Here is a 12,698-nt window from a genome sequence, read left to right as displayed (position 1 = left end):
CCGGCCCCGGACGGGGCAGTCGGGTGCGTACCACCCGTACAGAAAGGGATCCCCGTGCGCACCGTCGGAGTGGAGGAAGAGCTTCTCCTGGTCCACCCGGAGACCGGCGAGCCCCGCGCGCTGGCAGCCGCCGTGCTGGCTCGTGCCGCGCGGGACGACAACGGCGAGCGGGGCGTGTTCGAGAAGGAACTCCACAACCAGATGCTGGAGTTCGCCACCCACCCGCAGTCCAAGATGGACGAACTGGCGGCGGAGATCGTGCGCTGCCGGGCGGAGGCGGCCCGGCACGCGGCGGAGACCGGCTGCGCCGTGGCCGCGCTGGCCACGTCGCCGCTGCCGGTCTGCCCCTCGGTGGGCCGACACTGGCGCTATCAGTGGCTGGCCCGCCAGTACGGCATCGCGACCGGCGAGGAGCAGCTGGTGTGCGGCTGCCATGTCCATGTGTGCGTCGACTCCGACGACGAGGGCGTGGCGATCGTGGACCGGATGCGTCCGTGGCTGCCGGTGCTGGTGGCACTGAGCGCCAATTCGCCCTTCTGGCAGGGCCGGGACACCGGGTACAGCAGCTATCGCGCCCGGGTGTGGGAGCGGTGGCCGTCGGCGGGCCCGACGGAGGTGTTCGGGTCGGCGGAGCGCTATCACCGGCGCGTGGCGGAGATGGTCGCCACGGGGACGATCCTCGACGAGGCGATGGTCTACTTCGACGCCCGGCTGTCCCCGCGCTATCCGACGGTGGAGGTGCGGGTGGCGGACGTGTGCCTGCACGCCGACACCGCGGTGCTGATCGCCGCGCTGGTCCGGGGGCTGGCGGAGACCGCCGCGCGGGACTGGGAGGCGGGCGTCCCCCCGCTGGACCACAGCGTGAGCCTGCTGCGGCTGGCCGACTGGCAGGCCGCCCGCGCGGGGCTCACCGGGGAGCTGCTGCATCCGGTGACGATGCGTCCGGCGCCCGCCGAGACCGTCGTAGGGGACCTGCTGGACCATGTCGAGCGGGCCGTCGCCGACTGCGGCGATCTGGACCGGGTCCGCACGTCCTGCGCCGAGTTGCTCGCCCGGGGCAACGGGGCCCGGGTGCAGCGCGAGGTGTTGCAGCGCACGGGCAGCCTGCGCGAGGTCGTCAACGCGTGCGTGCGGCACACCCAGGGCTGACCGGACGTTTCGAGGCATTCGACGGCGCGAGCCGCCCGCCGAGATCATCAAGGCGGATTACTAATCCGTTCCCGGACACAATCGGTCCGACCTCGGCTAGATTCGACCACCGCCGATAACGGTTCTCGTCGGCGGAGTCACAGCCCGTACACGTCAGGAGCAGCGCATGCGCGACGTCGCGATCGCTCCCCCGTCCGCCCCGCCCCTGACCGCCGGCCTCGCCGACAGCGTCTTCGACACCGCCCTTCACCGGCCGACCCTGCCGGTCCTCGCCCGGCGCCGCGCGGACACCTGGGAGGAGGTGACCGCCGTCGAGCTGCGCGACCAGGTCGTCGACCTCGCCAAGGGGCTCGTCGCCTCCGGGATCTCCCCGGGCCACCGCGTCGCGATCATGGCGCGCACCCGCTACGAGTGGACCGTGCTCAGCTACGCGCTGTGGGCGGTGGGCGCGGAGATCGTCCCGATCTACCCGACGTCCTCGCGCGACCAGGTCGCGTGGATCCTGCGGGACGCCGGCTGTGTCGGAGTGGTCGTCGAGGACGAGCAGAGCGTGATGACGGTCGGCTCGGTGTGCGCCACGCTGCCCGCGCTGCGGCACGTGTGGCAGCTGGACGCGGGGGCCCTGGAGGAGCTGGCGCGGCTGGGCGAGCCGATCCCGGTCACCACGGTGGACTCGCTGCGCCGGATCGTGCTGCCGGACTCCACGGCGGTGATCGCCTACACCTCGGGCACCACGGGCCGCCCCCTGGGCTGCGCGCTGAGCCACCGGGGTCTGGCCAGCCCCTGTGACACGCTGCTGGCCGGCTGGGGCCACACCGCGGCGCTCCCGGGCGAGCAGCCGGCGGTCCTCGCCTTCCTGCCCTTCTCGCATGTGTACGGCCTGATGGTGCAGGGGCTGTGCGTCCGCGGCGGCGTCCTGATGGGCCACGAGCCCGATCTGAGCCAGGAGGCGCTGTCGTCGGCCCTGCTGACGTTCCGTCCGACGTATCTGCACGCCGTGCCGTCGGTCTTCGAGAAGATCTACAAGACCTTCCTGCGCGTGGCCCAGCAGTCGGGCCGCGGCGCCGTGTTCGACCGGGCCGCCGAGACCGCCCGCGCCTTCGCGGCGGCGAGCGAGCGCCAGCGGATGGGGCGCGGCCCGGGGCCGGGCCTCGATCTGCGGCTCCAGCACGCGCTGTTCGAGCGGACGGTGTACCGCAAGCTGCGGGCGGCGCTGGGCGGCCGGGTGCGCCGCGCCACGTCGGGCGGCTCCCCGCTCAACCGCGACCTGTCGCTGTTCTACGAGGGCATCGGCATCTACGTCCACGACGGCTACGGCCTGACGGAGACCAGCGGCGGCATCACCATGCAGCCGCTGGGCCGCGAGCGGTCGGGGACCGTGGGACAGGCCCTGCCGGGCACGGACATCCGGGTCGCCGACGACGGGGAGATCCTGGTGCGCGGCCCGTCGGTCTTCCAGGGCTACGTGGGCGACGAGGCCGCCACCCGGGCCGCGCTGCACGGCGGCTGGCTGGCCACCGGCGACCTGGGGTCGCTGGACTCCGACGGGTATCTCACGATCACCGGCCGCAAGAAGGACGTCATCATCACCAGCAGCGGCAAGAGCGTCTCCCCGGCGCTGCTGGAGCAGCGGCTGCGCATCCACCCGCTGGTGCACCAAGCGGTGGTGGTGGGCGACAACCGGCCCTGCGTGGGCGCGCTGATCACCCTGGACCCGGACTTCCTCGCGCACTGGCGCGGCGGTCTGGGCCTGCACGGCGACGCCTCCAACCGGGAGGCGCGGGAGGAGAACGCGCTGCGGGAGGAGATCGGCCGGGCCGTGGCCGCGGCCAACAGCGCGGTGTCCCGGTCGGAGTCCATCCGGGTCTTCCGGGTGCTGCCGCAACCGTTCGACCAGGCCAGCGGGCTGCTGACGCCGTCGATGAAGCTGCGCCGCGACTCGATCGTGGAGCGCTACGCGGCCGAGATCGAGGCCATGTACACCGCCCGTCGCCCGCTGCCCCGGCAAGGTGCCGTGGAGGAGGTCCTCGGCTGGGACGACACGGACGACGTTTTCCGTTGAGCCGGCCGACCGTGCGTAGTCCTCTTCATCGGGGGGAACCCGGACGCACGGCGGCGCGAAAGATCCGTACGAGAAAGGGACACGGCCCGCGCCCGTGCGGGCCGCACGATGTCATGGCCGGCAAGTCGCGCAGGAGAGAGTCATTGGCTGCCTCGGGCCCCCCGAGCCGTAGAGTCCGTTTCGCGGGTGATCCGCACGACGTGACGGGAGCGCGGCTCGCCGCGGAGGAGTTCCTGCGGGAACTCTCGCGCCGGGTGCCCCCGACGAGCGCCGAGTGCTGGCACGACATCCTGCTGATCGTCGCGGAGCTGGCCTCCAACGCCGTGCAGTACGCGCCGGGCCCGTTCGAGCTGCGCCTGCGCCGTACCTTCGACGGGGTGCACGTCACCGTGCACGACACCAGCCCCGAGGAGCCGGCGCCCCGGCCGTTCCGGCCCGACAGCGGCGGCGGGGGCATCGGCTGGTACCTGGTGCACACGCTGTGCCGTCAGGTCAGCGTGGTGAGGACGGAGCAGGGCAAGGACGTCCACGCGTTCCTGCCCTGGTGAGCCGTGCGGGGGTCAGCCGGCGGCCGTGCGCGGGGCGAGTCGCAGGTAGTGGTCGCCGACGGTCGTCAGATAGGCGGGGTCCAGGGTCTCGCTGTCGGTGCGGAACCGGGGCGCCGTCTTCACCGCGTTCCGGGTGCACGTCAGCCGGACTCTGCGGGCCGCCGCGTCGACGGACGCGACCACGCCGGCCGGGACGACGGCGCTGCGCCCGAACACCCATATACCGGTGTCCACGACGAGGTGGCGCATGCCGTGCGGACCGGCCTCGCGGTCGACATGGCCGACGGTGCCGTCGGCGGCCACCACCGCGTAGCCCGTGAGATCGTGTCCGTCGGTGAGGCCGACGCCCCGCGCGTACGACCAGATGCCGTCGGTGGTCACCATGGCTCCCCCTCCCGGCGAGCGGGTCACGGGGTGGCGCCCCCGCGGGCGGGCGGCCGGGGCCCGCCGTGCTCGCTCCACAGCACCCTTACCCGGCCGGGACCGCCGCGACGCGGGACACGGACGTGGGCTGCGTCGCATCAAAACGGCCCATCTGGGTAGCCGCCGGGCACGGCGAGCCATCGGAGGTGCCCGTGTCCACCGCCAGCAGCCCCTTGTCCGTCGAGGTCGCGCTGCCCCGCCGGGACGTCGTCCTGGTCACGGTGGCAGGGCATCTGGACCTCGGCACCGTCACGGAGTTCGAGGCCCGCCTGGCCGACGAGCTCCGGCACGGCCGCCGCCACTTCCTGCTGGATCTGTCCGCGGTCCCGTTCATGGACTCATCCGGGATGAACATCATCCTGCGGACGTACCAGGTGGCCCGCGACCGCCCCGGCAGCGTGCATGTCATCGACCCGACCCCCGCCGTCCGCCGCATCCTGGACCTGACCGGCGTCAGCCTCACCGTGCCGGTCTCCGACACCGTCGAGGAGGCGCTGGCCCTGATCGATGGCGGAGCCGATCGTTCCGAAAGCTAGGCGTATCCACGCGCGGTGGGGGAAAGTTCGTCTGCATGCCTCGTCCGGCTGGCGCGCGCGGCCCGGGCGCGGTGGGATCGTCGGTGTGCGACACCGCGCGCGGGCGGGGCAGGTGCCGGAGGTCGAGGCGGACCGTCCGCAGCCGCAGAGAGGGAGATCAACGTGACACGACCCAGGATCCTGGTGGTGGGTGCGGGCTTCGCGGGAGTGGAGTGCGTCCGGCGTCTGGAACGCGTGCTGTCCCCCGACGAGGCCGATGTCACGCTTGTGACACCGTTCGCCTACCAGCTCTATCTGCCGCTGCTGCCGCAGGTCGCCTCGGGGGTGCTGACGCCCCAGTCGATCGCCCTGTCGCTGCGCCGCAGCCGCCGGTACCGCACCCGGATCATCCCGGGCGGCGCGATCGGGGTGGACCTCGCGGCGAAGGTGTGCGTCATCCGCACGATCACCGACCGCATCGTCAACGAGCCCTACGACTACATCGTGCTGGCGCCCGGCAGCGTGACCCGGACCTTCGACATCCCCGGCCTGACCGACAACGCGTTCGGCCTGAAGACGCTCGCCGAGGCGGCGTACATCCGTGACCATGTGATCTCCCAGCTCGATCTGGCGGACGCCAGCCAGGATCCGGCCGAGCGGGCCGCCCGGCTGCAGTTCGTGGTCGTCGGCGGCGGCTACGCGGGCACCGAGACGGCGGCCTGCCTGCAGAAGCTGACGCACGGCGCGGTCAAGCGCTATCCCCGGATCGACCCGCACCTGATCAAGTGGCACCTCATCGACATCGCCCCGAAGCTGATGCCGGAGCTCGGTGACAAGCTCGGGCGCAGCGCCCAGGAGATCCTGCGCCGGCGCGGCATCGAGATCTCGCTGGGTGTGTCGATCGCCAAGGCGGGCCCGGAGGAGGTCACCTTCACCGACGGCCGGGTGATCCCGACCCGCACGCTGATCTGGACGGCCGGCGTGGTGGCGAGCCCGCTGATCGCCACCCTCGGTGCGGAAACGATTCGCGGGCGGCTCGCGGTCACCGCCGAGATGACTCTGCCCGGCCACGACGGGGTGTTCGCGCTCGGCGACGCCGCCGCCGTGCCCGACGTGGTCAAGGGCGACGAGAGCGCGATCTGCCCGCCGACCGCCCAGCACGCCTCCCGCCAGGGCAAGGCCGTGGCCGCGAACGTCATCGCCACGCTGCGCAACCAGCCGCTGCGGCCGTACGAGCACAAGGACCTGGGTCTCGTCGTCGACCTCGGCGGCCGGGACGCCGTCTCCAAGCCGCTCGGCCTCGAACTGCACGGTCTGCCCGCCCAGGTCGCGGCGCGCGGCTACCACTGGTGGGCGCTGCGCACCAACGTGGCCAAGGTGCGCGTGGCGACCAACTGGACGCTGAACGCGATCGCGGGCGACGACTTCGTCCGCACGGGCTTCCAGGCCCGCCGGCCCGCCAAGCTGAAGGACTTCGAGTACACGGACACGTACATGACGCCCGAGCAGGTGCGGGCGCACGTCGAGGGAACGGATCCGCGGAACGGCTGACGGGCCCGCGGGGACACTCCGGGAGTACGGGGCGGCGTGCGGGCGTCGGGGCGGCCGGCCGGGATGCCGGCCGAGGCGGGAACGGTGGCGCGGCCGGCCGCGGTGAGACGGGCCGGGCAGTCGGCCGCGGCGCGGCTGCGTGATCGTGTCGCGGCGTCCGACCCGGGCCTGCTGCGGCTGGCGGCGGGACTGCGCACGGTCGGCGCCATCGCCCTCACCCTGGCCGTGCTCGCCCCGCTGGGCGCCGATGTCACCCATCTGGTCGCCGGGGCGATCACGGCGATGGTCGCCACCTTCGCCCCGCGCGAGAAGCAGCGCGGCGCGCAGGCCGTCACCCTCGCTCTGGGCCTGCCGGTCGCGCTCGCCTCCGTGTCGCTGGCCGCGCTGCTGCACGCGCGCGTGGTGCTGGGCGACGTCGTGTTCGTGCTGCTCATCTTCTGCGCGGTCTACGGCCGCCGGTTCGGTGACCGGGGCACCGCGCTCGGGCTGATCGCCTTCCAGCTCTACTTCGCGTCCCTCTTCGTCGCGGCGACCCCGGCGACCCTGCCGGGGTTCGCCGCGACGGTCGCCGTGGCCTTCGCGTGCAGCGCGGTGTCCCGGTTCGCGCTGGTGCCGCAGACGCCCACGGGCATCCTGCGGCGGCTGCGGACGGCCTTCCGCGCCCGGCTCGCCCAGCTCCTCGACGCCCAGCTGGACCTGCTGGACGCGGGACCGGAGGAGCTGGCCAGGGCCCTGGACCGGGTGCGGGAGGGCACGGCGCGGCTGCACGAGACGGCCCTGATGATCCAGAGCCGGCTGGAGGAGGGCACCCCGGACGCCTCGGTGGCGCGGGTGCTCCAGCGCCGGATCGCCGACGCGGAACTCACCGCCGAGCGCCTGGGCCTGCTGCTGCTGACCGCGCGCAGCGCCGAGCGGGCCGACACGCTCACCCTGCACCTGCCGGGCGCGCCCCCGCCCGACAGCGACCCGCTGCCGGCCCGGGACCCGGCCACCGACCTCCTGCGCCGCGACCTCACCGCCCTCCGCACGCTGGTGCGGCCCGAGGCGGTGGCGACGGGCGCCGGACTGGCGGCGGTGCGCAACCGGCTGCTGGGCTACCGGGACGAGGAGCGGCTGCCGGACGCCCCGGACGCCGTGCAGGACGTCTTCCGGGGCATCGGCGAGGCGGCCCGCGCCGTGCTGGGCCTCAGGATCGCCCTCGACGGGCCGCGCGACGACGCCGACGACAGCCCGGAGGCGGCCAGGTCACGGGAGGAGCTGGACGCGGAGGACGCGGCGATCGGCGGCGCCGAACAGGAGGAGGAGCAGACGGCGGCGGCCGGGGAACCGACGGGGCTCGGCCGGCCCACCACGCGGGCGGCCGTACAGGTCGCCGTCGGGTCGTCGCTGGCCATCGTCGGCGGCGAACTGCTGTCGTCGCACCGCTGGTACTGGGCGGTGCTGACCTGCTGGATCGTGTTCCTCAACACCGCCTCCACCGGCGAGATCCTGGTCAAGGGCTCCCGGCGGCTGCTGGGCACGGTCCTCGGGGTCGTCGCGGGCGTCGCGCTCGCCGGGCTGGTCGGGCATCACACGTGGACGGCGTTCGGGGTGGTGCTGCTGTGCGTGTTCGCCATGTTCTACACGGCGCCGCTGTCGTACACGCTGATGTCGTTCTTCGTGACGGCGGCTCTCGGCGTGCTGTACACGCTGCTGCACACCTACAGCCTGTCGGTGCTGGTGCTGCGGGTGGAGGAGACGGCGCTGGGCGCGGCCTGCGGGGTGGTCGCCGCGGCGCTGGTGCTGCCGGTGCACACGGACCGCCGGACGAACGAGCTGCTGACGACCGTCCTCGACCGGTTGACGGACGTGACCGCGGCGGCCCTGGAGCAGCTCAGCGGCGGTCCCCCGGCGGATCTGCTGGACCGGGCGCGCGACCTCGACCAGGCGCTGGCGGACCTCATGGCCGCGACCCAGCCGCTGACCCACCCGGTCACACCGCTGCGCACGCGCCGGGACACCGCCCGTTATGTGGTGGCCCTCCTGGAGACGTGCGCCTACCACGCGCGGTCACTGGCGGCCACGGCCGAGCTGCTGCCCACGCATCCGTCGATCGCGGCGGACCCGCGGCTGCGCGGCGCCGGTGAGCGCATCCTGCACAACATCGGGGCGATCGCCGCGCGGGTGGCGGGCGAGCGCGTCGCGCAGGTGCGCACCGGGCCGAGCATCGCCGCGCTGCTGAAGCCCGGCCGCCCCGGCACGCCCCGCTACGGCCGGGTGACGGACCGGGTGCTGCGACACCTCCAGCGCCTGGACGAGGCCGTACTGGGCCTGGCCCGGCCGCTGGAGGTGCCGGTGAGCACGGTGAGGTGAGGAACGGCGGCGAGGTGCGGGAGGTCGCCGAGCCCCGAAGGTCGGGTCAGAAGTCCGATGGCAGGCCGCTCGCCTCGGCGATGCCGCGGAGTTCCTCGGTGTCGTGGTGGCGCCGGCGGATGTAGTCGGCGATGGCCGCGAGCCGCTCCGGGTCGTCGGCGGTGGCCGCGTCGGTCACCACCCTCACCGGGCCGGTCTCCTCGATGTCCAGTTCGACGAGCCGGTTGTCCAGGCGCCCGGTGACGGCGGTGGCGATGACGAGGGCGGCCTCGTCGCGGACCTCCTGCGGCAGGGGCTCCGTGTCGCTGGGGTCCAGGACGAGGTCGAGGGCGTCCGCCGGCCGCTCGTCCAGGGTGCGCAGAGCCGGCTCGACGACCCTGAGCAGAAGCCGGTAGTCGTCGCCGTCCATGCGTCCGCGCAGGCGATCGAGGTACAGGTCCACGGGGCGTCCGTCCGGCGGGTTCGGGGATTCCGTCATCCGTTACGGGTTCCTCCCTGACTCGGGCGTACACGCGCGAGGGCGTACACGCTCACACGGGGACGCGGGGGCCGGCCGCGGTCCCCTCGGGGGGTGCCGTGCCGCCCTGGTCCAGCCAGCTGCGGGCGATGACCAGGGCGTCCGCCACGTCGCGGGTGCCGGTGGACACGCACAGGGTGTAGGCCAGGTCCTGGGCCCGGCGGATCCGCCGGGCCGCTCTTCCGGGAGCCTCGGCGGTTGGTTCTCGTGTCGTCCGCTGTACCGTCAGCTCCTCGTATTCCGCGAGAAGCCTGCGCAGCACGGCGGGGCTGGGCCTCATCATCGGTTCGCTCCTCGTCGGCTTCGGCGGGCGGTACGGCCGGGGGTGCGGGAGCTCGTACGAGGGGCCGTACGCGGGGTGTCGGGGTGGCCGCCACCGAGGGCCTCCTCGCGGACCCGGGCGCAACTGCGGCTGATCAGCCGGGAGACGTGCATCTGGGAGATGCCGAGGCGGTCGGCGATGCGGCTCTGGGTCATGTCCTCGAAGAAGCGCATGTACAGGATGGCCCGTTCGCGCTCGGGCAGCCGGCGCAGGCACTGCTTGGCGGACTCGCGGTCCACGACGACGTCGAAGGAGCCGTCGGTGTCACCGAGGGTGTCGGCGAGGCTGTGACCGTCCTCGCCGGCCGGGAACTCGGCGTCCAGGGAGAGGGTGCTGAAACTGTCCAGCGCCTCCAGGCCCGCGCCGACCTCCTCCTCGGTGAGTCCGGTGTGCGCGGCGAGGTCGGCGACGGACGGCTCGGGGGCGCCGGGGCGCTGGCTGAGCTCGCGGCGGGCGAGCCGTACCTTGGTGCGCAGTTCCTGGACGCGGCGCGGCACCCGCAGGGCCCACATGCGGTCCCTGAAGTGCCGCTTGATCTCGCCGGTGATCGTGGGCACGGCGTAGCTCTCGAAGGCGCCGCGGGACGGGTCGAAGCGGTCCACGGCCTTGACCAGGCCGAGGGCCGCGACCTGCCGCAGGTCCTCGATGGACTCGCCGCGGTCGCGGAAGCGGCCGGCGATCCGGTGGGCCATGGGCAGCCAGGCGGTGACCAGTTCTTCGCGCAGGGTGTCCCGCTCGGGTCCTTCGTCCAGCGCGGCCAGCCGGGCGAACGCGGCGCCGGTGTCCGGGGCGTCGTCGTGCGGGCGCCGGCGGGGCGCGGTGCGATCGGTGTCGGTTCCGTGGGTCGACAAGTCGGCAGTCATACGGTTCCGCTTCCTGAGCAAGGGAGGGGTTCAGGGACTACCGCGGGAGGGATCGGTGCCGGTCGTGCGGGGCCCCGGGCAGCTCGATACTCCCGTCGGCGCGCCTCCGGTCCGAAGCACGAATGTGCGTCTGCCCCTCCCTCGCGGGGCCAAACGCCCCGCCGCGCGCGGGCTTCAGAGGAGCGGGACGACGGCGGTGATGCGTTTGCCGCCGGACGGCAGGTCGGCGACGCGCACCTCGCGGGCCAGGCGGCAGACGATCGGCCAGCCCCGGCCACCGGTGCGGCGCCCCGTGCGTTCGTCGAGCGGGTCGAGGACGACCGGCAAGCGGTCGCTGCGGTCGCAGACCGACACCCGCACGGCCGGTCCGTCGAGGTCGACGTCGTACTCCGTGACGCCGCCGCCGTGCAGGATGGCGTTGGTCGTGAGCTCCGAGGCGACGAGCAGCGCGTCGCCGAGGGCTTCCTCGTCGTACGGCGGTCCGGTCGCCCCGCATCGTCCGGTGACCACGCGCTGTACCGCGCGGCGGACGTCGGCCGGACGGCAGGGCCCGCGCCCGCGCTGCCGCGGGCAGCCGGGCGCGCCGACGGGGTGGAACGTGGGCTCGCTGGACATCCTCTCTCGCTCCTCGGCTCGTGCGATGGGCCACACTGTTCGGCTCGCCCCTGCCGCCCCGCTCAAACCTGTCGGGGGTCATCTCCCGGCCGGATCGGGGTACGCGTGGGACATGCCCGATGTCGTGTACTCGGACGAACTGCTGCGGCGTATCCAGCGCGCCAGGGCGTGCGCTCGCGAGGAGCTGAGAGCGTGGCGCGCCCGCGCGGACTCCGGTCTCGCGGAGGCCCGCGTCCGGCAGCTGGCCTACGAGGCGGTGGTTCGCACCCTGGACGAGATCCTGACCCCCGGCCGGCATGGTCCGGAGCCCGCCCAGGAGCAGGACGCCGAGTGAAACAGGTCACGTGACCGGCTTCTGTGTACGCATGAGCTCCCTGAATGGTTTACGGTTCATCCATACCTGGTGAACGGGGTCGACGGTCCGCCTCCCCCGCACGCCACCCACAGCGGCCCTGGCTGGCTTCCCCCGTCCAGCCAGGGCATTTCTCTGTCCGGGCATGGTCTCCCGAACTGTCCGAAAACCACCTTCCCGGCGAAACCCCCGCCGCCGAGGTGCCCGGTGCGGTGGCAGCGGCTGAAATGGGCATAGGGAAAGCACCCCCACCCCACCCCCGGCGAGGAGCCCCGCGCCATGACCAAAGCGACCAAACTCCTGACCGCTCTGCCCCCGCCGCAGCGCCAGCGCCTGATGACCCTCGCCCAGGAGGTGTCCTTCCCGGAGGACGCCCGCATCTTCGAGGCCGGCGGCACGGCCGACCGGTTCTGGGTCATCCGCTCCGGCTCGGTCTCCCTGGACCAGCGCGTCACCTCCCTGCAGAAGGTCACCGTCGCCAGCCTCGCCGCCGGGGACCTGCTCGGCTGGTCCTGGCTCTTCCCGCCGTACCAGTGGGACTTCGGCGCGGAGGCCTTCAGCCCCGTACGCGCCTACGAGTTCGAGGCGCGGGCCGTGCTCAAGCTGTGCGAGGAGGATCCCGCACTCGGCATGTCGCTGGTGCGGATCGTGGCCGAGATCCTCGCCCACCGGCTGGAGATGACCCGCGGCAAACTCATGGAGCAGTACGGCATGAACCGGCGGGGCGTGATCTGACCCCCGCCCCCTCCCGGGCGGGCTCAGCTTCCGGCGATGAGGGTGACGCCGAGGGCGATCATCGTCGTCGCGACCAGTCCGTCCAGCGCGCGCCAGGCGGCGGGCCGGGCCAGGAAGCGGCCGAGCAGCCGGGCGCCGAAGCCGAGGGCGGCGAACCAGCAGACGCTGGCGAGCGCGGCGCCGAGCCCGAAGGTCCAGCGCAGCGGGCCGCGGTCGGCGGCGATCGAGCCGAGCAGGAAGACGGTGTCCAGGTAGACGTGCGGGTTGAGCCAGGTCATCGCGAGACAGGTGAGCACGGCCCGGCGGCGCGAGCCCGCCGCCTCGCCGTCCGCCCGCAGCGCCTCGCCGCCCGGCCGCAGCACCCGGCGGGCGGCGAGCGCGCCGTAGCAGAGCAGGAACGCGCCGCCGATCCAGCCGACCGCCGTCAGCGCCCCCGGCCAGGTCACCACCAGCGCGCCCACCCCGCCCACGCCGAGGGCGATGAGCAGGGCGTCGGACAGGGCGCAGATCCCGACGACGGCGAGGACGGCGTCGCGGCGGATCCCCTGACGCAGGACGAAGGCGTTCTGGGCGCCGATGGCGACGATGAGCGACAGACCGGTGCCGAAACCGGCCGCCGCGGCGGTGAGAGCGTTGGACATGCCGTCCACGCTAGAGAGCGGATCAGTGCCGGTACAGCTAAACATTCTTACGT

General features: G+C 73.5%; 14 protein-coding genes. 8 read left to right on the top strand and 6 right to left on the bottom strand.

Annotated features, from left to right (window positions below; all coding sequences use genetic code 11):
• Positions 1-54 precede the first annotated feature (54 nt).
• From ACZ5NW_RS05585 to ACZ5NW_RS05575, 3 genes are all read left to right on the top strand, one after another.
• A complete protein-coding gene (locus ACZ5NW_RS05585; protein ID WP_468742411.1) occupies positions 55-1,149 on the top strand; it encodes a glutamate--cysteine ligase 2 in 1,095 nt (364 codons plus the stop codon).
• Positions 1,150-1,315: 166 nt separating this feature from the next.
• A complete protein-coding gene (locus ACZ5NW_RS05580) occupies positions 1,316-3,211 on the top strand; it encodes an AMP-dependent synthetase/ligase (RefSeq protein ID WP_468742410.1) in 1,896 nt (631 codons plus the stop codon).
• 113 nt (positions 3,212-3,324) lie between these two features.
• A complete protein-coding gene (locus tag ACZ5NW_RS05575; protein WP_468742409.1) occupies positions 3,325-3,759 on the top strand; it encodes an ATP-binding protein in 435 nt (144 codons plus the stop codon).
• Between the two features lie 12 nt (positions 3,760-3,771).
• On the opposite strand, the gene ACZ5NW_RS05570 is transcribed toward ACZ5NW_RS05575, so the two are convergent.
• A complete protein-coding gene (locus tag ACZ5NW_RS05570; RefSeq protein ID WP_468742996.1) occupies positions 3,772-4,140 on the bottom strand; it encodes a PRC-barrel domain containing protein in 369 nt (122 codons plus the stop codon).
• 194 nt (positions 4,141-4,334) lie between these two features.
• Here ACZ5NW_RS05570 and ACZ5NW_RS05565 point away from each other — a divergent pair, with 194 nt between their 5' ends.
• From ACZ5NW_RS05565 to ACZ5NW_RS05555, 3 genes are all read left to right on the top strand, one after another.
• The gene (locus tag ACZ5NW_RS05565; protein WP_468742408.1) at positions 4,335-4,718 is read left to right on the top strand and encodes an STAS domain-containing protein; all 384 of its coding nucleotides are present in this window, start codon (positions 4,335-4,337) and stop codon (positions 4,716-4,718) included.
• Positions 4,719-4,874: 156 nt separating this feature from the next.
• Positions 4,875-6,248: an NAD(P)/FAD-dependent oxidoreductase gene (locus ACZ5NW_RS05560; RefSeq protein ID WP_468742995.1), complete on the top strand. Its 1,374-nt coding sequence runs from the start codon at positions 4,875-4,877 to the stop codon at positions 6,246-6,248.
• Positions 6,249-6,311: 63 nt separating this feature from the next.
• Positions 6,312-8,600 carry an FUSC family protein gene (locus ACZ5NW_RS05555; protein WP_468742994.1) on the top strand — a complete coding sequence of 763 codons (2,289 nt, stop codon included), beginning with the start codon at positions 6,312-6,314 and terminating at the stop codon, positions 8,598-8,600.
• A gap of 46 nt (positions 8,601-8,646) precedes the next feature.
• Here the strand turns inward: ACZ5NW_RS05555 and ACZ5NW_RS05550 are convergent, their stop codons facing one another.
• The 4 genes from ACZ5NW_RS05550 to ACZ5NW_RS05535 all read right to left on the bottom strand — a co-directional run bounded on the left by ACZ5NW_RS05550 (position 8,647) and on the right by ACZ5NW_RS05535 (position 10,917).
• Positions 8,647-9,078: a hypothetical protein gene (locus ACZ5NW_RS05550; protein WP_468742407.1), complete on the bottom strand. Its 432-nt coding sequence runs from the start codon at positions 9,076-9,078 to the stop codon at positions 8,647-8,649.
• A gap of 52 nt (positions 9,079-9,130) precedes the next feature.
• Positions 9,131-9,400 (bottom strand): DUF5133 domain-containing protein, encoded by a 270-nt coding sequence (locus ACZ5NW_RS05545; protein ID WP_468742406.1) that lies wholly within the window; start codon positions 9,398-9,400, stop codon positions 9,131-9,133.
• Positions 9,397-10,302 (bottom strand): SigB/SigF/SigG family RNA polymerase sigma factor, encoded by a 906-nt coding sequence (locus ACZ5NW_RS05540; RefSeq protein ID WP_468742405.1) that lies wholly within the window; start codon positions 10,300-10,302, stop codon positions 9,397-9,399. Before ACZ5NW_RS05540 ends, ACZ5NW_RS05545 begins: the two co-directional genes overlap by 4 nt.
• Positions 10,303-10,476: 174 nt before the next feature.
• Entirely contained in the window at positions 10,477-10,917 is a 441-nt protein-coding gene (locus ACZ5NW_RS05535) for an ATP-binding protein (protein WP_468742404.1), read from the bottom strand.
• A gap of 112 nt (positions 10,918-11,029) precedes the next feature.
• Here ACZ5NW_RS05535 and ACZ5NW_RS05530 point away from each other — a divergent pair, with 112 nt between their 5' ends.
• The gene (locus tag ACZ5NW_RS05530) at positions 11,030-11,251 is read left to right on the top strand and encodes a hypothetical protein (protein ID WP_468742403.1); all 222 of its coding nucleotides are present in this window, start codon (positions 11,030-11,032) and stop codon (positions 11,249-11,251) included.
• Positions 11,252-11,548: 297 nt separating this feature from the next.
• On the top strand, positions 11,549-12,004 hold the full coding sequence (locus tag ACZ5NW_RS05525; protein ID WP_468742402.1) for a cyclic nucleotide-binding domain-containing protein: 456 nt from the start codon (positions 11,549-11,551) through the stop codon (positions 12,002-12,004).
• Positions 12,005-12,027: 23 nt separating this feature from the next.
• Here the strand turns inward: ACZ5NW_RS05525 and ACZ5NW_RS05520 are convergent, their stop codons facing one another.
• The gene (locus tag ACZ5NW_RS05520; protein ID WP_468742401.1) at positions 12,028-12,645 is read right to left on the bottom strand and encodes a LysE/ArgO family amino acid transporter; all 618 of its coding nucleotides are present in this window, start codon (positions 12,643-12,645) and stop codon (positions 12,028-12,030) included.
• Positions 12,646-12,698 lie beyond the last annotated feature (53 nt).

It is taken from the genome of Streptomyces sp. NPDC032126 (assembly GCF_055580085.1).
This window is presented reverse-complemented; position numbering and strand designations above follow the sequence as displayed.

Bases quoted from the DNA above. Each gene is read 5' to 3' on its own strand.
- ACZ5NW_RS05580 (WP_468742410.1), top strand. From the start codon at position 1,316: ATGCGCGACGTCGCGATCGCTCCCCCGTCCGCCCCGCCCCTGACCGCC.
- ACZ5NW_RS05575 (WP_468742409.1), top strand. From the start codon at position 3,325: ATGGCCGGCAAGTCGCGCAGGAGAGAGTCATTGGCTGCCTCGGGCCCC.
- ACZ5NW_RS05555 (WP_468742994.1), top strand. From the start codon at position 6,312: ATGCCGGCCGAGGCGGGAACGGTGGCGCGGCCGGCCGCGGTGAGACGG.
- ACZ5NW_RS05550 (WP_468742407.1), bottom strand. From the start codon at position 9,078: ATGACGGAATCCCCGAACCCGCCGGACGGACGCCCCGTGGACCTGTAC.
- ACZ5NW_RS05545 (WP_468742406.1), bottom strand. From the start codon at position 9,400: ATGATGAGGCCCAGCCCCGCCGTGCTGCGCAGGCTTCTCGCGGAATAC.
- ACZ5NW_RS05540 (WP_468742405.1), bottom strand. From the start codon at position 10,302: ATGACTGCCGACTTGTCGACCCACGGAACCGACACCGATCGCACCGCG.
- ACZ5NW_RS05535 (WP_468742404.1), bottom strand. From the start codon at position 10,917: ATGTCCAGCGAGCCCACGTTCCACCCCGTCGGCGCGCCCGGCTGCCCG.
- ACZ5NW_RS05530 (WP_468742403.1), top strand. From the start codon at position 11,030: ATGCCCGATGTCGTGTACTCGGACGAACTGCTGCGGCGTATCCAGCGC.
- ACZ5NW_RS05525 (WP_468742402.1), top strand. From the start codon at position 11,549: ATGACCAAAGCGACCAAACTCCTGACCGCTCTGCCCCCGCCGCAGCGC.
- ACZ5NW_RS05520 (WP_468742401.1), bottom strand. From the start codon at position 12,645: ATGTCCAACGCTCTCACCGCCGCGGCGGCCGGTTTCGGCACCGGTCTG.